Origin of the sequence: Nonomuraea polychroma, from assembly GCF_004011505.1 — a bacterium.
GTDB lineage: Bacteria > Actinomycetota > Actinomycetes > Streptosporangiales > Streptosporangiaceae > Nonomuraea > Nonomuraea polychroma.
In genome coordinates this window covers 1013215-1031690 of the sequence record NZ_SAUN01000001.1, presented here as the reverse complement: position 1 = coordinate 1031690, position 18476 = coordinate 1013215, and the positions used below count along the sequence as shown (strand labels likewise).

Annotated in this window: 13 protein-coding genes; 5 read left to right on the top strand and 8 right to left on the bottom strand. The window is 71.0% G+C overall.

All coding sequences use genetic code 11. The features are described 5' to 3' along the window. Nucleotides 1-3: 3 nt before the first annotated feature. Together EDD27_RS04575 and EDD27_RS04570 are read right to left on the bottom strand one after the other, a co-directional pair. Nucleotides 4-876, bottom strand: coding sequence for a PfkB family carbohydrate kinase (locus tag EDD27_RS04575; protein ID WP_127931226.1), 873 nt, complete (start codon nt 874-876; stop codon nt 4-6). Nucleotides 877-879: 3 nt separating this feature from the next. Then, a complete protein-coding gene (locus tag EDD27_RS04570; protein ID WP_127931225.1) occupies nt 880-1881 on the bottom strand; it encodes an SIS domain-containing protein in 1002 nt (333 codons plus the stop codon). A 184-nt stretch (nt 1882-2065) separates the two neighbouring features. Between EDD27_RS04570 and EDD27_RS04565 the strand changes: the two genes are divergently transcribed. The 5 genes from EDD27_RS04565 (at nt 2066) to EDD27_RS04545 (ending at nt 7279) form a co-directional block, all read left to right on the top strand. Next, nucleotides 2066-3379 carry an ABC transporter substrate-binding protein gene (locus EDD27_RS04565; protein ID WP_127931224.1) on the top strand — a complete coding sequence of 438 codons (1314 nt, stop codon included), beginning with the start codon at nt 2066-2068 and terminating at the stop codon, nt 3377-3379. A 2-nt stretch (nt 3380-3381) separates the two neighbouring features. Then, a complete protein-coding gene (locus EDD27_RS04560) occupies nt 3382-4269 on the top strand; it encodes a carbohydrate ABC transporter permease (RefSeq protein WP_127931223.1) in 888 nt (295 codons plus the stop codon). Next, nucleotides 4263-5099, top strand: coding sequence for a carbohydrate ABC transporter permease (locus EDD27_RS04555; protein ID WP_127931222.1), 837 nt, complete (start codon nt 4263-4265; stop codon nt 5097-5099). Before EDD27_RS04560 ends, EDD27_RS04555 begins: the two co-directional genes overlap by 7 nt. 10 nt (nt 5100-5109) lie before the next feature. Next, the gene (locus EDD27_RS04550; RefSeq protein ID WP_127931221.1) at nt 5110-5934 is read left to right on the top strand and encodes a sugar phosphate isomerase/epimerase family protein; all 825 of its coding nucleotides are present in this window, start codon (nt 5110-5112) and stop codon (nt 5932-5934) included. 82 nt (nt 5935-6016) lie between these two features. Next, nucleotides 6017-7279 (top strand): hypothetical protein, encoded by a 1263-nt coding sequence (locus EDD27_RS04545; RefSeq protein WP_127931220.1) that lies wholly within the window; start codon nt 6017-6019, stop codon nt 7277-7279. Nucleotides 7280-7340: 61 nt separating this feature from the next. On the opposite strand, the gene EDD27_RS04540 is transcribed toward EDD27_RS04545, so the two are convergent. The 6 genes from EDD27_RS04540 to EDD27_RS04515 all read right to left on the bottom strand — a co-directional run bounded on the left by EDD27_RS04540 (nt 7341) and on the right by EDD27_RS04515 (nt 18319). Next, entirely contained in the window at nt 7341-10646 is a 3306-nt protein-coding gene (locus tag EDD27_RS04540) for a PQQ-dependent sugar dehydrogenase (protein ID WP_127931219.1), read from the bottom strand. Between the two features lie 143 nt (nt 10647-10789). Continuing rightward, nucleotides 10790-11896, bottom strand: a complete 1107-nt coding sequence (locus EDD27_RS04535) for a sugar phosphate isomerase/epimerase family protein (protein ID WP_206641243.1) — start codon at nt 11894-11896, stop codon at nt 10790-10792. 141 nt (nt 11897-12037) lie between these two features. After that, nucleotides 12038-13213 carry an ROK family protein gene (locus EDD27_RS04530; protein ID WP_127931217.1) on the bottom strand — a complete coding sequence of 392 codons (1176 nt, stop codon included), beginning with the start codon at nt 13211-13213 and terminating at the stop codon, nt 12038-12040. A gap of 286 nt (nt 13214-13499) precedes the next feature. After that, nucleotides 13500-14849: a PP2C family protein-serine/threonine phosphatase gene (locus tag EDD27_RS04525; protein WP_241563865.1), complete on the bottom strand. Its 1350-nt coding sequence runs from the start codon at nt 14847-14849 to the stop codon at nt 13500-13502. A gap of 46 nt (nt 14850-14895) precedes the next feature. After that, nucleotides 14896-15930, bottom strand: coding sequence for a LacI family DNA-binding transcriptional regulator (locus EDD27_RS04520; protein WP_127931216.1), 1035 nt, complete (start codon nt 15928-15930; stop codon nt 14896-14898). A gap of 10 nt (nt 15931-15940) precedes the next feature. Then, the gene (locus EDD27_RS04515) at nt 15941-18319 is read right to left on the bottom strand and encodes a glycoside hydrolase family 3 N-terminal domain-containing protein (RefSeq protein WP_127931215.1); all 2379 of its coding nucleotides are present in this window, start codon (nt 18317-18319) and stop codon (nt 15941-15943) included. Nucleotides 18320-18476: the final 157 nt, after the last annotated feature.

The window sequence follows — 18476 nt, the reverse complement described above, 5'->3', positions numbered from 1 at the left end:
CCATCACATGCTAGTCACGGACGTCGGGCGGCCGTGACCGAAGGCGCCCTCGACGAAACACTGCTCGTACGCCGCCCGGGCGCCCCCGAGCAGCGCCCGCTCCAGCATGCCGCGATCCGGCCGGGCGGCCACCGTCCAGCCGTCACGCAGCAGCGAGACCGCGAACCCGGCGAGGAAGGCGTCGCCGCACCCCATCGTGTCCACGATCGGCCCGTCCACGAGCAGCGCCGAGCCCGCGACCGTGACGTGGCCGTCGTGGGCGATGGCCCCCTCCACGCCGCGGGTGCCGAGCGCGAGCCGGGCGCCGCGCCGTACCGTCTCGGCGAGCAGCTCGGCGGTGGCGGGCTCGGAGAGGTCCGAGCAGGACAGCAGCACGAGGTCGGCGTGCGGGCAGACCTGGTCGAGATAGGCGGCGGCGCGGTGCTCCTCCTCGCTGGACAGGTCGAAGCTGACCAAGGTGCCGAGCGCGGCCAGCTTCGGCAGCTCGGCCTCGCTGCGCGAGTAGACGCTCGAATGCACGAGGTCGAAGCCGCCCGCGTAACCGAGCAGGTCCTCGTCGAGCACGAGCGGCTCCCGCACGGTGACGCCGCCGCCGTTCCAGCCGAGGAAGACCCGCTCGCCGTCGTCGACCCGCAGGTGGGAGACGCCGCTCTCACCCGTACGGACGACGCAGTGGTCGACGGCCACCCCTTCGGCGGCGATCGACTCGCCGAGGAAGCGGCCGAGGTCGTCGTCGCCGAAGACCCCCAGGTAGGCCGCCTCGACGCCGAGGCGGCGGGCATAGACGGCGACGTTGACGCTGTTGCCGCCGGGGTAGTCGACGCCCCGGTCGACGAACCGGTCGACGATGTTGTCGCCGAAGCCGAGCACCCTCATCGGTCAGTAGTCCATGACGCGGTAATAGCGACGCAGGTCGAGTGAGTGGTCGCGGACCCGCTCCAGGTGCTTGCTGACCCTGCTCATGACGGTGTCGAGCACGAGCGGCGCGAGCAGGCCGCGGAACTCCGGGCTGATGCCGGTGAGCGGGTAGTCGCGGGTGTCGAAGACGGTGACGTCCTTGGAGACGCGCCGGGCGAACGCCTCCGCGCGGTCGGTCAGCGGGCGCGTCTCGTCCTCACCCTGGAAGATGATGACGCTGGTGTCCTCTTCGAGCAGCTCCAGCGAGCCGTGGAAGAACTCGGCGCTGTGCACGCGGGTGGTGCGCAGCCACTGCATCTCCTCGAGGATGCACATCGAGTACAGGTACGTGAATCCCCAGAGGTTCCCGCCGCCGATGAGGAAGTGGTAGCCGGTGTCCTTGTGCGCCTCGGCGAAGGCGGCGGCCTTGGACTCGGCCTGCCGGGCCACCTCGACGAGGATCTCCGGGATGCCGGCCAGCTCGCCGGCGAGCTGGTCGTAGCCGTCGAACTCGCCCCTGCGGGCCAGCAGGCGGCCCATGAACAGCAGCATCTGCATGTCGAAGGGCCAGGTCTTGGGCTGGGAGACGAACGCCTGGTCCACCTTCGTGGCGACGGGCGAGTCGGGGTAGCCGGTGAAGGAGATCGTGTAGGCGCCCTTGGACTTGCAGTACTCGATGGCGCGGATGCTGTCGTCGGTGGTCCCGGAGACGGAGGTGAAAACCGCCACCGTGCGCTCGCCGAGGCGGGCGTCACCGGAGACGACCAGCTCGGCGGCGATGGCGGCCCGCACGTCGAGCGTGGAGTGGCGCCGGGCGAGGTGCTCGTACGGCCACATCTGGGCGTACGTGCCGCCGGCCCCGACGAGGAGCAGGCTGTCGAACCCCTCGTCCACGAGCCGGTCGACCACCTCCTCGATCTGAGGCCGCAGGCCCACCGCGCTCGCCACCTGGGCGAGGAATTCCGGCTCATTGAACCCGAGCATCGCCGCGTCCCTTCCTTCGTGTGATACCGGTATCAGGCGGAGGCCAACGCTGACACAGCCCCCTGCATTCCGTCAACGTCACAGCGCATTAACGAAAGAAAGATCTTGGCGTAAGGGGGTGGTACCGGTATCAGACGCGCTGTATGGTCGGCCCACACCACGGCGGACCGAAGAAAGGAAGCCCATGCGCCCTCGCGTACTGCCGACGTTCGCGGCACTCCTCGGGACACTCACGCTGGCCGCCTGCTCCGGAGGCGGACCCGCGCAAGCCCCGGCGGCCGACGCGGCCGCGACGCCGGAGTTCTCCGGAACGCTGAGCATCCTCACCAAGTTCGCGGGTGACCCGACCGACGCGTATTTCGAGAACCTCGCGGCCGAGTACCAGAAGAAGCACCCGCAGGTGAAGGTCGAGCTGATCCAGGAGACCGACCAGAGCGTCAAGGACAAGCTCAAGACGCTCACGGCGTCCGACGCCCTCCCGGACATCTACTTCACCTGGACCGGCAACTGGGCGGACAACTACATCCGGGGCGGACGCGCCGCCGACCTCACCAAGGTGATCGGTCCGGACACCGAGTGGGGCAAGACGTTCAGCCCCGGCTCGCTGGCCGCCTTCGCCCGCGACGGCAAGAACTACGGCATCCCGCTGTACGGCAACGGCAAGTTCATGGGCTACAACAAGCAGGCGTTCGAGAAGGCCGGCGTGACGGTGCCGGCCGCGTTCGAGGACCTCATCGCCGCCTGCGGGCCGCTGCGCAAGGCCGGGTACGAGCCCATCGCGTTCGGCAACAAGGACGGCTGGCCCGCGCTGCACTACCTGCAGCAGCTGTTCGCCTACAACGTGCCGCAGGCCACCCTCGAGGCGGACTTCGTCCCTGAGACGGCCAAGCTCGCCGACCCTGGCTACGTGACCTCGCTCAACCAGTTCAAGACACTGGTCGACCAGTGCACCGACACCAAGAGCGGCACCAACGGCGTGCTCTACACCTCCGCCCAGGAGGCCTTCGCGGGCGGCAAGGCGGCCATGTACTACCAGGAGATCCTGGAGTTCGACAACGCCACGTCCGGCAAGGTCAAGCCGGACGACTTCGGCATCTTCCCGCTGCCCGTCCCCAAGAACGCCGCCGGCGACCCCGCGGTGCTGGAGGGCTCGCCCGAGGGCTACCTGATCAACGCCAAGTCGCCACGGGTCGCGCTCGCCGTGGACTTCATGAAGTTCGCCACGGGCCTGGAGAACGCCAAGGTCCTGTCCGCGCCGCCGTACGGGCAGCCGAGCACGGTCATCGGCGCGGTCACGCCCGAGACCTCCAGCAAGGCCGTGTACGAAGGCGTGCAACTGGTCAACAAGGCACCGAAGCTGGCAATCTGGCTCGACACCGTCACCGTGCCCGAGGTGGCCGACGCCTGGCTGGCCGGCGGCGAGGCGCTCATCAGCGGCGGCACGACCGCCGAGAAGGTGCTCGACAGCGTGCGCCAGGCCTCGGACGCGGCCAAGTAGCCGTGCGCGCCACCCTGCGAAGGACGCTCGGGCTCGCGTGGGTCGTTCCCGCCCTCGTGCTGGTCGGAGTGTTCGTCTACCTGCCGCTCGTGCAGAACCTCCAGTTCAGCACGCTCAAGTGGGACATCTACAGCGGAAGCCAGGAGTACGTCGGGCTGGACAACTACGCCAGGCTCGTCGACGACCCGGTCTTCTGGTCCGCGCTCGGCAACAACGTCCTGTACGCGGTGGTCTCCGTCGGGTTCCAGGTGCTCGGCGCGCTCCTGCTGGCCGCGCTCCTCGACAGCGTGCGCTCCGAGCGGTGGCAACGGGTGCTGCGGGCGGTCTACTTCATCCCGTCGGCGATCTCGCTGACCGTGGCGGGCCTGCTGTTCTACTTCATCTACGAGCCGAACCTCGGCCCGCTCAACCACGCGTTGCGGGCGGCCGGGCTCGACGGCCTCGCCCAGGCCTGGCTGGGCCAGGAGAGCACGGCCATGCCGGCGATCATCGCGATGAGCCAATGGCAGGGTTTCGGGTACTCCACCCTGCTGTTCGCCGTCGCCATCCAGCGCATCCCGAGGGAGATCTACGGTGCCGCGGCCATCGACGGCGTCGGCCCCGTCGGGCGTTTCTTCCACGTGACGGTCCCCCTGGTGCGGGAGATGACCGGGCTCATGGCGATCGTCACGATCTCGGGCGCGTTCCAGGTGTTCAACGAGGTCATGGTGATGACGGCGGGCGGTCCCAACAACTCGACGCAGGTGCTGGGCACGTGGCTCTACCGCAGCGGCTTCGTCCGCAACAACTTCGGGTACGCCGCCGCGATCGCGACCGTCCTGTTCGTGATCACGCTCGGCATCGCGGTGGCGCAGCTGTGGGCGGCCCGCCGGAGAAGGGTGGAATGGTGACGCGCCTGAGCTTCCTCGGGGTGATCGCCCGCGTCTTCATGTGGGCGTTCCTGCTGGCCCTGGCCGTGGTCGTGCTCTATCCGCTGCTGTGGATGACGCTCAACGGGTTCAAGACGAACGCCGAGTTGTTCGGCGACCCGTTCGCGCTCCCTCTGGACTGGAGCTTCGGCAACTACGCCAAGGCGTGGAACCGCGGCGTGAGCGACTACCTCACCACCAGCGTGCTGGTCACGCTGACCTCGACGGTCGCCACCGTGTTCGTCAGCGCGTGGGCCGCGTACGGGCTGACCCGGGTGGACGTGCCCTTCGGCAAGACGCTCACGGCGGCCGTCCTGGGCGGGCTCATGCTGGCCCCGACCGTGGCGCTGGTGCCGCTGGTGAAGATGTTCCAGGCGATGGGGCTGTACAACACGTTCTGGGCGCTGCTGATCCTGTACACCGCCTTCCGCATCCCGTTCACGACGTTCCTCATCCGGGCGTACATGATCGACCTGCCGCGCGAGGTGGACGAGGCCGCGGCGATGGACGGCGCGGGCCGCTGGACCTGTTTCTGGCGGGTCATCCTGCCGATGTGCAAGCCGATCATCACCTCGACGGTGCTGCTGCACATCCTCTTCACCTGGAACGAGTACCTGTTCGCGATGGTCTTCACCAGCGGCGCCGGCGTGCAGACCCTGCCGGTCGGGCTGACGAGCCTGATGAGCAAGCACGGCACCGACTACCCCGTCGTCTTCGCCGGGATGGTGATCGCGGCGCTCCCGGTGGTGCTGCTGTTCTTCCTCGGCCAGCGCTACATCGTCAAGGGCCTCGCCGACGGGGTCGGCAAGTAAGGAGCCTTCCATGGAACTCGAGCAGATCACCGGCTCGAACTTCGCCTACCAGCACCTGCCGTTCCACCGTTTCCTCGACGACGCCGCCGACCTCGGCCGCGAGCAGCTGGAGCTGTGGGGCGTCGCGCCGCAGCTGCACGTCCCGCGGCTGAGCGGCGCCGAGGCGCGCGAGATCCGCCGCGCCGCCGCCTCACGAGGGCTCGTCGTGCGCTGCTTGACGCCCGAGCAGGTGATGTACCCGGTCAACGTGGCCTCCCCGGTCTCCTGGCTGCGCGAGGGGAGCATCGCCATGTTCCGCCGTGCCGCCGAGCTGTGCGCGGAGCTCGGCGCGGAGCTGCTGCTGCTCACGCCGGGGCGGGGCTTCGAGGACGAGCCGGTGGCGGCCGCGTGGCGGCGCTCCGCCGACGCGATCGGCGAGATCGCCGCGTACGCGCGGACGCTCGGCATCACCTGCGTGCTGGAAGCCCTCCAGCGCGTGGAGTCCAACCTCGTCAACGACTCCCGCGCGCTCGCCAGGATGATCGACGAGATCGGCGCGCCGAACCTGGGGGCCGTGCTGGACACGGTGGCCATGGCGGCGGCCGGGGAGACGGTGGACGACTACTTCGACGCGCTCGGCGACCGCGTCCGCCACGTGCACCTGATCGACGGCCGGCCCACCGGGCATCTGGCCTGGGGCGACGGGGAGCTGCCGCTGCGGGAGTACCTGGGCGCGCTGGAGCGGCGCCGTTATCGCGGACACATGACCTTCGAGCTGTTCGGCGACGGCGGCTACGCGTTCGCGCCGCGCGCGGCCGTGGAGCGCTGTCTGGCCGCTGTGCGGGCCGCGCTCTGACCCCGGGTCTCAGCGGCATGTCAGCCGCGGACAGCTCCAACCCTGCTCCGAACCATCGGCCCGCCACCCGCGTCCAACCGTCATGAGGAAGAACGTGGTGGCGGCCGCGCTGCTGGGGCTCGCGCCGGCGTACGGCGCCGCGCTCGCCGGGACCAACCTCGCCACCCTGGCGGTGGACGAGTCGAACGACACGTGGCCGCTGGAGCTCACCATCGCGTTCTACGTCATCACGTCGCCGTTGATCGGCGTGGCCGCGCTGCTGGTGCGGCGGGGCAGGCCGCTGGGGTCGTTGGCAGCGGGCCTGGTCGGCTCGCTCTACCTGCTCGGCCTCTGGTCACTGGCTCTCGCGCAGACCTCGGTGGTGCCGTCCTGGCCTCGGATCGCCGGTCTGGCGGTGCTCGGGCTCGCCGGGCTGACCTACGTGCTGGGACTGGTGGCGATCCCCGGGCACGGCACCGCCGCGAGCCGGCTGACCGTATGGCCCATGCTGGTGGCCACCCTCGCGGTCGCCGCGGCGCTGCGCCTGGCCTCGGCGGACCGCTCCGCCGTGGTGTTCCTGGCCGCGGTCGCCGCGTACCTGCTCGTGCTGGCGCTGGCGGCCAGGAGGGGCAGCCGGGCAAAGCCGGTGCTGATCGCGGGAGCGGCCGTCGTGGTGCCGTACGCGCTTGTCATGCTCGGCGCCGCGCTCGCGTACGGGGCGCCGGCCTGGCTCTCGGTCGTGATCGCGGCGGTGGCCGTGTGTGCTGCGGCCCCGCTGATCGCGGGTCTGGTCCGCCTGGCTGCCGCACCGACCGCGGCGCCCGCCGACGACAGGCCCGCCGCACCCGCCACAGCACTTGCCGGCGGCGGGGCTCCTGCCGCGCTGATCGCCGCGTCAATGGCGGCCGGTCCGATCATCACTTTGCTCGCGCCGCCGGCCATCGCCGAGGCCCGCCACGTCGCCTACGAGCAGGCCCGGATCAAGGGCCCGGACCTGGCGGGGTATCCGGACATCGGCGACATGTTCCTGGAGGCGGCCGCGGCCGCCGTGCGCGGCTACGGCCTGCTGTTCGCCCTCGTCACGGTCGCCCTGGCGGTGCTCGCGTGGCAGGTCAGGAAGATCGGCGCCACCACCGGCACGCAGGCCGCCGCAATGCTGCTGTCCCTGCTCTACCTCCCGCTCCTCATGGCCGCCTCCACCCTGACGCCGTTCTTCCTGGGCGACACCGACGAAAACGTCAACCAGGCGATCACCGAGGGCCCCGTCTGGTACGTCCCGGCCATCCGCACGATCTGCGCCTGCTCGGCCGCCACCCTCATGGCCGGAATCGTGCTCCTGATCCGAAAGGCCCCGGCACCTCACTGAGGCTCGGTCAGGAGCGATCATGGAGTGGGGAGGGCCCGAGAGGGGCCCTCCCCGCGCGTCGCTACACCTCCTTCAACCGGGCGATCAGCGCCTGGGCGTCCCGGACGAGGGCGGCGCGTACGGTCGCGTCCCGCACGTTGTCATGCTTCTCGGCGACCTTGATGAACTGCCGCAGCGCGTCGATCGCCGGTGCCGGCCTGCCCCGCTTCTCGTGCCACTCGGCCAGGTCGAGCTGCTTCAGCAGCTCGGCGGCGGCCTTGTGCGTCACGGAGCCGCTCTTGGCGAAGCGGGCCACGAGCGTCCTCAGGTCGGCGTACGACGTCGTGGTGGAGAACGTCACCGTCTGCGTCGTGCTCCGCCCCGCCTTGTCCGTGGCGGTCCCGGTGAGCTGGTGCTCGCCGAGCGGCAGCGTCCACAGCTCGATCGCCGTGCCGGACGGGACCTGAGTGCCGTCGATCTTGGCCGTGACGCCGTCCACGCCCGAGACCGCGTCCGTGGCCGTGAGGACCGGGGTGATCGAGGACGAGTCGCCGTACGGCTTGGCCTCCACCCCGCTCGTCGTCAGCGCCGGATTCGACTTGTCGATCTTGACGGTGACGCTGCCGACCTGGGACACGTTGCCGCCGTTGTCGGTGGCCCGGTAGCGGACCTCCTTCGCGCCCTCGGCGCTGAGCGTCACGGGGTTGTTGGCGTTGGCCCAGGTGGTGCCGCCGTCGAGGGAGTACTGCCGGCTCGCGACGGTGCCGTCGTCGGTGGCGGTGACGGTGAGCGTGACGTTGCCGGTGTACCAGCCGTTCTGGCCGTTCGGCTGGGCCGGGTTGAGCGCGGCCGTGACTGTGGGCGGGCTGGTGTCGGCGACACCGTCGCCGAGGAACGTGAAGACGTCCACGACCACGCCCCCGGTCGAGGTGACGTACAGCCGCCCGCTTCCGGTCGGGGCCGCACCGAACGAGGTCGTCACCGTCTGCCAGCCGTCACCGGCCGGCACCTCGACGGTGGCGAACGGCTCGGCGGTGGCCGAGCCCCAGCGGAGCGAGAGCGTCCCGGCGCCGGTGGCCCTGGTCCGCACCCCGCTGATGCCGGTGAAGTTGACCGGGTCGTAGGCGATCCAGTCGCCGGCGTCGAACGAGGTGACCTTTGCCCGGCCGGACGCGCCGTCGTCGGGCGTGGTCGTCACGCCGCTGCTCTCGTCGGCGTGCTCGGCCTGCACCTGCTTCGGGTTGAGCACGAGGGCGGCCTCGCCGAGCGCGCCGGGGATGCCGCCGTTGCCGTTGTCCCGATAGGTGACGACCACGACGCCGTAGATGTTCTCCGTCTCGCCGTGTTCCGGCGCGTTCGCCGGGGTGGGCCAGGCGCCGGCGCAGCCCGTGCCGGTGGTCTCCGGGTGCGCGTGCGTGTCGTGGCCGAGCCCGAACGTCCACTGCACCCGGCCGCACACGGGCGTGTTCCCGTCCTCGGCGTCCGTCACCCCGATCTTGTACGGCACCACGTCGCCCCAGTCGAAGAACGCCCCGTCCGGCGGCGTCTGAATGGTCACCTCGGGTGCGGTGTTGCCCACGGTGATCTCGGTCGAGGCGAGCCCCGCCCGGCCGCCGGCGTCGGTGACCCGCAGCCGCGCCACGTACTGTCCCAGCTCGGTGTAGGTGTGCGTGGCCGTGGCCCCGGTGCCGTCGAACGTGCCGTCACCGTCGAAGTCCCACTCGTACGTCAACGTCCCCGGCTCGGTGTCGGTCGAGCCGCGCGCGTCGAACGTGACCGTGAGCGGTGCCCGGCTGCTCGACGTCGGCTCGGCGGCGATCCGTGCCTGGGGCGTCTTGTTGTCGGGTGTGTAGTCGATGCGGTAGAGCCCGGCGTCCGGGTTGGCGCGGAAGAAGCCGTCGCCGTAGTCCAGCACGTACAGGGAGCCGTCGGGGCCGAACTCGATGTCCATCGGGCTGTCGGTGATCGGCTGCGCGGCCGTCCGCAGCGCGCTGTTGGGCAGGAAGTGCTCCAGCGCCGTGACCGGGCCGTCGGGGTACGTGACGGTGAAGGCCGCGAGGTAGTCCTGCGAGAACTCGGCGAAGAACGCCTTGCCGTCCCAGTACTGCGGGAACTTGCCGGGCGCGGGGTTCGCCGCGTCGTAGTGGTAGATCGGGCCGCCCATCGGCCCCTGCCCGCCCTGCGGCTCGAAGTCGGTCAGCCCGGCCCATGCGGCGGGCTGGTGGGTGTTGTTGTCGCCGTAGTAGAGGTCGGCCGGCACGGCGGCCGGGATCTGGGTGAGGCCGGTGTTCCAGCGCGAGGTGTTCTGCGGCCCGGCCGCGCAGTCGAACCACGGCCCCGGCTGCACGGTCGCGAAGTCCCAGTCGTTGTAGTTGAAGTGGTTGCCCGTGCAGTACGGCCAGCCGCTGTTCATGGGCTTGGTGAGCGGTGTGACGTTCCACTCGACGTAGCCCAGGGGTCCCCGGTTGGGGTCGCCGGCGCCGGCGTCGGGCCCGTAGTCGGCCCACGACAGGGTGCCGGTCGCCGGGTCGACGTCGATGCGGAACGGGTTCCGGACCCCCATGACGAAGATCTCCGGCCGGGTCTTGTCCGTCCCCGGCGGGAACAGGTTGCCTTCGGGGATCGTGTACGTGCCGTCGTCGGCCACCTTGAACCGCAGGATCTTGCCACGCAGGTCGTTGGTGTTGCCCGCGCCGCGCCGCGCGTCGAAGCCGGGGTTCATGCCGGGCGCGTCGTTGTTGGGCGCGTACCCGTTGGCGCCGGGCGTGCCGGCCGGCGTGTTGTCGCCGGTGGCGAGGTAGAGGTTGCCGTCGGCGTCCCAGTCGAGGTCGCCGGCGACGTGGCAGCACTGCCCGCGCTGCGTCTCGACCTTGATGATGACCTGCTCGGTGGACAGGTCCAGCGCGTTGCCCGTCCACTTGAAGCGGGACAGCTGGTTGTAGCCCTTCCACTGGTTCCAGTACGTGTCGTCGGCGCCGGCGGGCAGCGAGTTGGGGGCCGAGCCGGTCGGGGTCGTCTCCGGGTACGGCGCGGTCATGGTCTTGGGCGCGTAGTAGACGTACACCCACTTGTTGGCGGCGAAGTCCGGGTCGATCGCGATCGTCTGGAGCCCGTCCTCGGAGTTGCCGTAGACCGGGATGGTATTGATGATCTTCGTAACGCCCGTGGCGGGGTCGGTCAGGCGGATGTCGCCGTTGCGGGCGGTGTGCAGGACCCGCCGGTCCGGCAGGACCGCGAGGTCGATGGGCTCGCCCACGTTCTTGGTCAGGGTGATCTTCTCGTAGCTCGACCACACGGTGGCCGGGTCCTGCGCCCGCGCGGGCGCGGCGGGTAACGCGAGGGTCGCGGCGGCCACCAGGACGGCCGCCATCGCTCGGGTAGGGTGCATGACGATGCTGCTCCTTGGAGGGAGGGGTGTCGAGACCCGGGCCGCTATGGTGATCGGCGTTCAGCGGAACACCGCAGGCAGCGGTGTGTGCGCCTACACCCGCCGGGGCAACGGCGGAGGATCCCGCAGCGGTCCGGCTGTGTTCAGGCGCGCAGTTCGGCCATGTTGGCGTAGCTCAGCTCCGCGTACCGCAGGGACTGGGCCGGGTCGGCCCCGGGTGCGTTGTCCTGCTCGTACATCGGGTTGTGGAAGCCCATGTGCCGCAGTCGGGCGAAGAAGCGGCGGTAGTCGATGTCGCCGGTGCCGAACGGCACCATGTCGTACCCGTTGGGCACGGCCGGGTTGGACGTGCCGTCCTTGGCGTGGAACAGCGGAAACCGCAGCTCCCGTGCGCGCACGGTGGCGAGCGGGTCGAAGATGTTCGTCTGCGTCGATCCGTCGGGCGCGGTGAAGGTGCGGTGTTTGTACTGGGCGACGTGCGCCCAGAAGATGTCCATCTCGAAGTGCACGAACCTGGGGTCACTGATCCCGAAGAAGTACTCCAGTTTGCGCACGCCGGAGGACCGGGTGGGCCGCCCCTGCGCGTCGAGCGGGCCGCTGTCCAGCAAGAACGCGTACGCCGCGTCGTGGTTGTGGGTGTAGAGCTTGACTCCGGCCTCGCCCGCGATCCGGCCGAGCTCGTTCCACTTCTCCGCCGCGACGTCCCAGTCGCTCTTGTACGGGCTGTTGGTGGGGTCGGCCCCGGTGCCCACGTGCCCCAGACCGAGGATGTTGGCGATCTCCAGGACCTGCTTGAACCGGTCGAGGTCGGCGGTGCTCAGCGGCCACGAACCGGGGATGAACCCGTGGTTGCCCTCGGCCTCGAGCCCGTTGTCGTCGAGCCAGGTGCGCAGCAGCCTGGCGCCCGCGACGCTCTCCAGGTTCGCACCGCCTTCGGAGCCTGCGTGCTGGCGGTAGCCGGCGAACTCGACCCGCTTGTAGCCGATGTCGGCGAGCGTCTCCAGCACCCGGCGGAAGCCGGACGGCAGGGTCGTGGACGCGGGGTCGCGGGAGATCGCGTCGCGGACGGTGTAGAGGATGATGCCGCGTCTGCCCGGCGGGATCAGCGGCTGCCGGGTGGCGGCCCGCGCCGGCTGGGCCAGCGATACGGCGGCCGCGGCGGCGACGCCGGTGGTGGCCGCGAACAACTGGCGGCGGTTGAGTCCCAAGCGGCGGCCGAGCGCCTCTTCGTGCTCACGGAGGTGGCTCACGCGGGGTTTCCCTTCCTTGAGGGACGCGTGCGCCGAACACGTCACGGTGGATCCGTGCCCGGCCCTCGCCGGCATGCCACCGCCGCGTGAGCCAGGAACGATCTCATTGGTACTACGCCCGCGTGACGCGGTCAATGGTGGTCATTTAGTGACGATCCGGTCGATCGTCTCGGGCGAGAGCACATGCTCGACCACCATGACCGCGGCGCCGATCACGCCCGCGCGGTCGCCCAGCTCGCTCACCCTGATGCTGAGATGCTGCGTGGCCAGGGGCAGCGACCGGCTGTAGATCGTCTCCCGCACGCCCGCGAGCACCTGCTCCCCGGCCTCGGCGAGGTCGCCGCCGATCACGATGACCGACGGGTTGAAGAAGTTCACGATCGCCGCCATGACGGCGCCGACCTCCCGGCCCGCCTGCCTGACCAGCCGGGTGGCCCTGAGGTCGCCGGCCCGCATGAGCGCCACCACGTCCCTGCCGCCCCGAGCCTCGACCCCGGCGGCGCGCAGCGCCGCCGCCATGGACGCGCCGCCGGCCACCGCCTCCAGGCAGCCGGTGTTGCCGCACCGGCACGGCGCGTCCGAGGCCGGCACCCGTACGTGGCCGACGTCTCCCGCCGCACCCTGCGCGCCCCGGTGCAGCCGGCGGCCGGTGATGATGCCGCAGCCGATGCCGGTGCCCATCTTGATGAAGATCAAGTGATCGACTTCCGGTCGCGCGGCCCAGTGCTCGCCGAGAGCCATGATGTTCACGTCGTTGTCGACGAGGACAGGGGCGCCCAGCCGCGCGCCCAGCCACTCCGGCACGGCGAAGCCGTCCCAGCCTGGCATGATCGGCGGGTTCGCCGGCCGTCCCGAGGCGTGCTCGACCGGCCCCGGCAGGCCGACGCCCACCCCGCACACCTGCACCGGGTCGCGGCCCGTCGCGGCGAGCAGCTCGTGGAAGGTGTCCACGACGCAGCCGAGCGTGCGCTCGGGACCCTGGTCGACGGGCATTTCCACAGCCCGCTCCGCGAGCACGGTCAGGCCGAGGTCGAGCACGGCCAGGCGGGCATGCGTGGCGCCGAGGTCGGCCGACAGCACGACCCGCGCTCCCCCGTTGAAGGCGAACACCGTGGCGGGCCGGCCCCCTGAGGAGATCGCGCCCTCGCCGGCCACGACCCAGCGGTGGTCCATCAGCCCGTCCAGCCGCTGCGACACCGTGGACCTGGACAGTCCCGTGAGCTCGGCGAGCTCCCCGCGGGTACGGGCCTGCCCGTCCCTGAGGATGGCCAGCAGCGCGCCCGCCCCCGGAACCTGACCATGTGCTCCAGTTGGCATGCGCTCTACCTTACTTCGGATATCGGCAGAACTTCCGTTGACAAGAATTAAAAGTCGGATCTATCGTCGCGAAACATGCGGGACATATGCGGTCCTCGCCCATAAAGCTCAGCGATCGGTCAACGATTGCGGAGCTGCATGTGCCGTACGGCGCGAAACCGGAGGTGGTGCCCTTCCCGCAGGTGAACCCTGAGCCCTCTGGAGGATTCGGGCCCGGTCCCCGCCCGCCGTCGCGCCGAGACGCGGGAGCCCGGGAATGCCACCCGGCCTGAGCCCTCCAGCGGCCTCACGGTGTCAGCCGGTGCTGCTGCTCGGCGCGCCACTCCACCAGGAGCACGGTCGCGTCGTCCTGGAGCCAGCCGTGCTGGTGGTCGAGGATGGTGTTGATCAACCGGCGCAGCGTCTCGGGGGCCGGCACGCCATCGGTTTCGCGCCTGATGACGAAGTCGATGAAACGTTCCAGGCCGAACAGCTGCCCTTGGGGGTCCTGAGCCTCGATCACGCCGTCGGTGTAGAGCAGCAGCCGGTCCCCCGGCTCCAGCTGGTAACGGCCGAGCTCGGTGGGCAGCCCGAGGCTGAGTCCCATCGGCGTGCCGAACACGCCGTCCAGCGTGGCGACCGGCTGGCCGCGGCGCAGCACCACCGGCGGAGGATGGCCTCGGTTGGCCCAGATCAACCGCCCGGTGCGGGTGTCCAGGTCGGCCAGGATGCCGGTGGCGAACCGGGTGGCGATGAAGTGGTCCGCGATCGCCTCGTCGATGGCCTCGCCGGCGGCCAGGACGTCGGCGCCCTCGCGGCGGTGTTTGCGGAAGCAGCCCATGGCGATGGTGGCGGTAAGGCCGGCCGAGGTGTCGTGTCCCATCGCGTCGAAGATCGCCAGCCGCAGCACGTCGCCGTTGAGCGCGAAGTCGTAGGCGTCCCCGCCCACCTCGTAGGCCGGCTCCAGCGCGGCGCTGACCACGACCCGGTCGTTGGCGAACGTCGCGCCGGGCATCAGGTTCCACAACACCTCGGCGGACAGGGCCATCGGCCGGGTCCGCAGGAGCTGGGCGTACACGTCGCTGAAGGGGCGCTTGCTCTCGATCAGCAGGGCGACGAGGGCGGCCAGCCGGCTCACCCGAGCCAGGACGGCCTGGTCGGCGACGGGGACGATCACGCCTAGTACGCCGATCCGGTCCGTGCCGTCCAGCAGCGGCACCCACAACCGCCGGGGCCCGTCCCCGCTGAAGGGCTCGCTGGTCTCGGCCGCGGCGGTGGCGGTGCGGGCCTGGACCGGCTCCACGCCGCGGAAGGCCTTGCCTGCGACGGTGGTGTCGATGGGGATGCGCTCCAGCGGCTTGCCTACCTCGTCGCACTGGCCCGGCAGCGGCACGAGGAACTGCTGCTGCAGGTCCGCGACGTACAGCATGGCGTGCGCGAGCCCGGCGCGGCCGGCGTACTCGGCGACCAGGCCGGGCAGGTCTTCCAGCGAGGCCAGGTGGTTGGCGCGTAGCAGCCCGCCGAGCATCTCGTCGACCACGCCCGGCGTGCAGCCGTCCGCCGACCCCCCGGCACGGTCTTCTGGCGGACCGCCCGGCGGTCCCGCGTCCCGGTCTCGCAGCGGGCCGGCCTGCGGCTCCCCGTCCTCGCCCCGCATGACGTCCCACCCCCGATCAAGGACGTCTTACCCGGCCGGAGGCCTCTCAGGCATGCTCCGAGCAGGTCACGTCCGCCGTGGAGCCGCGGACGACGAGCTCGGTGGCCAGCTCGACGTGATGGGAGTCGACCTTCTCGCCGGCCGCCAGCCGCAGCGCGGTGCGCAGGGCGACGCCGCCCATCTCCCGCAGCGGCTGGCGTACGGTGGTCAGCGGCGGCGAGGCCATCCGGGCGATCTGGGTGTCGTCGAAGCCCACGATGCTGAGGTCCTCGGGGATGCGCAGGCCCCGCGCCCTGGCGGCCTCCATGACGCCGAGCGCCATCTCGTCGCAGCCGGCGAAGATCGCCGTCGGCGGCTCAGGCAGGCCGAGCACGGCCGCGCCGTGCTCCAGGCCGACCTGGTAGCGGAACTGCCCGAACCGCGTGTAGCCGGGCAGCACGGGCGCCCCTTCGGCCTCCATGGCGGCGCGATAGCCGTGCAGCCGCGCCTGGTTGCAGGCGGCGGTGGTGGGCCCGCCGATATAGGCGATGCGCCGGTGACCGAGGGAGAGCAGGTGCTGAGTCGCGGCCAGCCCGCCGGCGAAGTTGGTCGAGCCGACGCTGGTCGCGCTGGCATCCGGCAGGTTGAGCGGGTCGATCATGACCAGCGGCAGCTGAACGCGCGACAAAGCGGTCAGCTGCCGCGTGGTGAGCTCGTGGCACGTGACGGAGATCAGCGCCCGGCGCCCGGCGGCGGCCAGATGGCGGGCCCACACGGCCGGTTGGTCGATCTTCTTCCTGACGCTGACGACGACCCCGACGCCGAGCTCGGCCCCGGCCGTGACCACGCCCTGGATGATCTCCGTGGAGTAGGCGTTGAAGTCGTCGTCGAACTGCACCTCGACGGTGTCCGTCACGGCGGACTCGCCCCGGCGCGGCGACAGCCCGACATAGTCGTGCTCCCGCAGCAGCGACTCCACCAGGGTCCGGGTCGCCGGCGCCACGTCGCTGCGGCCGTTGAGCACCTTGGACACGGTCGCCACCGAGACGCCGGCCGAGGCCGCGACGGTGGCCAGCGTGGCGCGTCTGGGACTGGCCGGCATCAATGCCCTCCTACTCCTCGACCGATACGGGGGTGAAGAGGCGCCGTTCGTGGCCGACGACCCGCGTCGTCCCCGTCAGGCGCACGGCCCCCTGGCACGGCAGGTCGGCGGCCGACCTGCCGACGAGCACCTCGACGTCCCCCGGCTCCACGATGCGCCTCAGGTCGCGTCCGGTGAAGGCCGTCCGGTCGGCGTGTACGCGGAAGCTCACGCGGGCATCGGCCCCCGGCTCCAGCGGGACCCGCGCGAACCCCGTCAGCTGCCGGACCGGCCGGGTCACCTGGGCGACGACGTCGTGCAGGTAGAGCTGGACGACTTCCTCCCCTGCCCGCCCGCCGGTGTTGCGCACCCGCACGCTCACCGTGAACTCACCGTCCGTCGGCACCTCGGTGTCGCTGATGCGCAGGTCGTCGACCTCGAACGTGGTGTAGGAGGCGCCGTACCCGAACGGGAACAGCGGCGTCGGGTCGAGGTTGCTGATGCCCTGGCTGTTGGCGCCCAGCGGCGGCTGCAGATAGGTGCCCGGCTGGCCGCCGTGCCCGCGCGGGATCTGCACGGGCAGCTTGCCGGAGGGCTGGATCCGGCCGGACAACACGCCGGCGACGGCGGCGCCGCCCTCTTCGCCCGGCATGAACGCCTGCACCAGCCCGGCGGCGAGGTCGTGCGCCACGCCCAGCGCGTACGGGCGGCCGGACACGACGACCACGACGACCGGCGTGCCGGTGGCGGCCAGCTCGGTGAGCAGGTCCTCCTGCACCCCGGGCAGCCGCAGGTCGTCGGCGTCGCAGCCCTCGCCCGAGGTCCCGTGCCCGAACAACCCGGCGAGGTCGCCGACGGCCACCACGCACAGGTCCGCCTCGCGGGCCGCGGCGGCCGCGGCGGCGAAGCCGGAGCGGTCGCCGCCCTGCACGTCGCAGCCCCGCTCGTGGACGATCTCGGCGTCCGGCAGCTCGGCGCGCAGCGCGTCGAGCAGGCTGGGGGCCTCGATGCCGAGCCCGAGCCCGGGGTAGCGGGGCAACACGTGGTTGGGGAAGGCGTAGCAGCCCATGAAGGTACGGGGGTCGTCGGCGCACGGGCCGACAAGCGCGATCTTCCGGAGCCCCGGACGGAGCGGCAGCACGTCACCGGCGTCGAGCAGCACGATCGACCGCTCGGCCAGCTCGCGCGCCAGCTCCCTGTTGCCCGGCGAGTCGAGGTCCACGGCGGCGGCCCCGGCCACGGACTTCTCCGGCGTCCAGCCGGGGTCGAGCAGGCCGAGCTGGACCTTCTGGGTGAGCAGGCGGCGTGCCGCCCGGTCGATCAGCGACTCGGGGATCTCACCCTTGCGTACCCGCTCGACCAGGTGCTGCCCGAAGCCGAGCGTGTCGGGCAGCTCGACGTCGATGCCCGCGTTCAGCGCCTGCACGCCGGCTTCTTCAGGGTCAGCGGCGATCTTGTGCATGGTCGCCAGGAACGGGACCGCCCAGTAGTCCGACACGACGGTCCCGGTGAAGCCCCACTGCTCGCGCAGCACCTCCGTCAGCAGCCAGGGGTCCGCCCCGGCCGGCACGCCGTCCACGTCGGAGTAGGAGTTCATCACCGACCGCGCCCCGCCGAGCGCGATGGCCGTCTCGAAGGGCGGCAGGATCATGTCCATCAGCTCGCGCCGCCCCATGGGGACGGGGCCGTGGTTGCGTGCAGCCCGTGAGGCCGAGTATCCGGCGAAGTGCTTCAGCGTGGCGATGACCCCGGCGCTCTCCAGCCCGCGCACGTAGGCGGCGGCGAGCATCGAGACGAGGTACGGGTCCTCGCCCATCGTCTCCTCGACCCGCCCCCACCGGTAGTCGCGCACCACGTCCAGGACCGGCGACAGTCCCTGGTGCACGCCCACGGCCGCCATGTCCCGCCCGATCGCGGCGGCCATCCGCTCCACCAGGCCGGGGTCGAACGTCGCCGCCCACGCGATGGCCGCGGGATAGACCGTGGCCCCGTACGTCGTGAACCCGGTCAGGCACTCCTCGTGCACGATGGCCGGGATGCCGAACCTGGACCGCTCGATGACCTCATGCTGCAGCCTGACCACCTCGGCCGCGCCCTCCTGGGCCGTCACCGGAGCGCTGCCGTGCACCCGGGTGATGTGACCGAGCCCGTGGCGGATCGCCTCGTGGAAGGGAACCGTCCCCGAGGCCGCGAACACGTCCTGCATCGGCGCGACGTTCATCGTCTCGGCGTCATCCACCGGCGCGTGCTGCATGTCGTTGCCGATCCACCGGCTGCCGAGCTGGCCGACCTTCTCCTCCAGGGTCATCTCCTGAAGGAGGGCGTCGACCCGCTCCGGGACGGCGAGTGCCGGGTCCTGCCACGGGCGAAGCACACCGTCCACCGCGGGCGTCCGATCTACAGCCGTCATCTGCTGGTCTCCTTCAAGGCGCTGTCCACCGTGAGATTTTCGAAATGTTTCGACGTCGTGAGGGACTTGTGAGCGAGACCTCCCCGGTGCCAGATGACCAGTTGAACGCCGCGCCAGAGTACTTTACACAGGGCCTTTGTGGATAGGGAGAGTCCCA

Bases quoted from the DNA above. Each gene is read 5' to 3' on its own strand.
- EDD27_RS04540 (WP_127931219.1), bottom strand. From the start codon at position 10,646: ATGCACCCTACCCGAGCGATGGCGGCCGTCCTGGTGGCCGCCGCGACC.
- EDD27_RS04520 (WP_127931216.1), bottom strand. From the start codon at position 15,930: ATGCCGGCCAGTCCCAGACGCGCCACGCTGGCCACCGTCGCGGCCTCG.
- EDD27_RS04575 (WP_127931226.1), bottom strand. From the start codon at position 876: ATGAGGGTGCTCGGCTTCGGCGACAACATCGTCGACCGGTTCGTCGAC.
- EDD27_RS04550 (WP_127931221.1), top strand. From the start codon at position 5,110: ATGGAACTCGAGCAGATCACCGGCTCGAACTTCGCCTACCAGCACCTG.
- EDD27_RS04525 (WP_241563865.1), bottom strand. From the start codon at position 14,849: ATGCGGGGCGAGGACGGGGAGCCGCAGGCCGGCCCGCTGCGAGACCGG.
- EDD27_RS04555 (WP_127931222.1), top strand. From the start codon at position 4,263: ATGGTGACGCGCCTGAGCTTCCTCGGGGTGATCGCCCGCGTCTTCATG.
- EDD27_RS04570 (WP_127931225.1), bottom strand. From the start codon at position 1,881: ATGCTCGGGTTCAATGAGCCGGAATTCCTCGCCCAGGTGGCGAGCGCG.
- EDD27_RS04515 (WP_127931215.1), bottom strand. From the start codon at position 18,319: ATGACGGCTGTAGATCGGACGCCCGCGGTGGACGGTGTGCTTCGCCCG.
- EDD27_RS04530 (WP_127931217.1), bottom strand. From the start codon at position 13,213: ATGCCAACTGGAGCACATGGTCAGGTTCCGGGGGCGGGCGCGCTGCTG.
- EDD27_RS04565 (WP_127931224.1), top strand. From the start codon at position 2,066: ATGCGCCCTCGCGTACTGCCGACGTTCGCGGCACTCCTCGGGACACTC.
- EDD27_RS04545 (WP_127931220.1), top strand. From the start codon at position 6,017: ATGAGGAAGAACGTGGTGGCGGCCGCGCTGCTGGGGCTCGCGCCGGCG.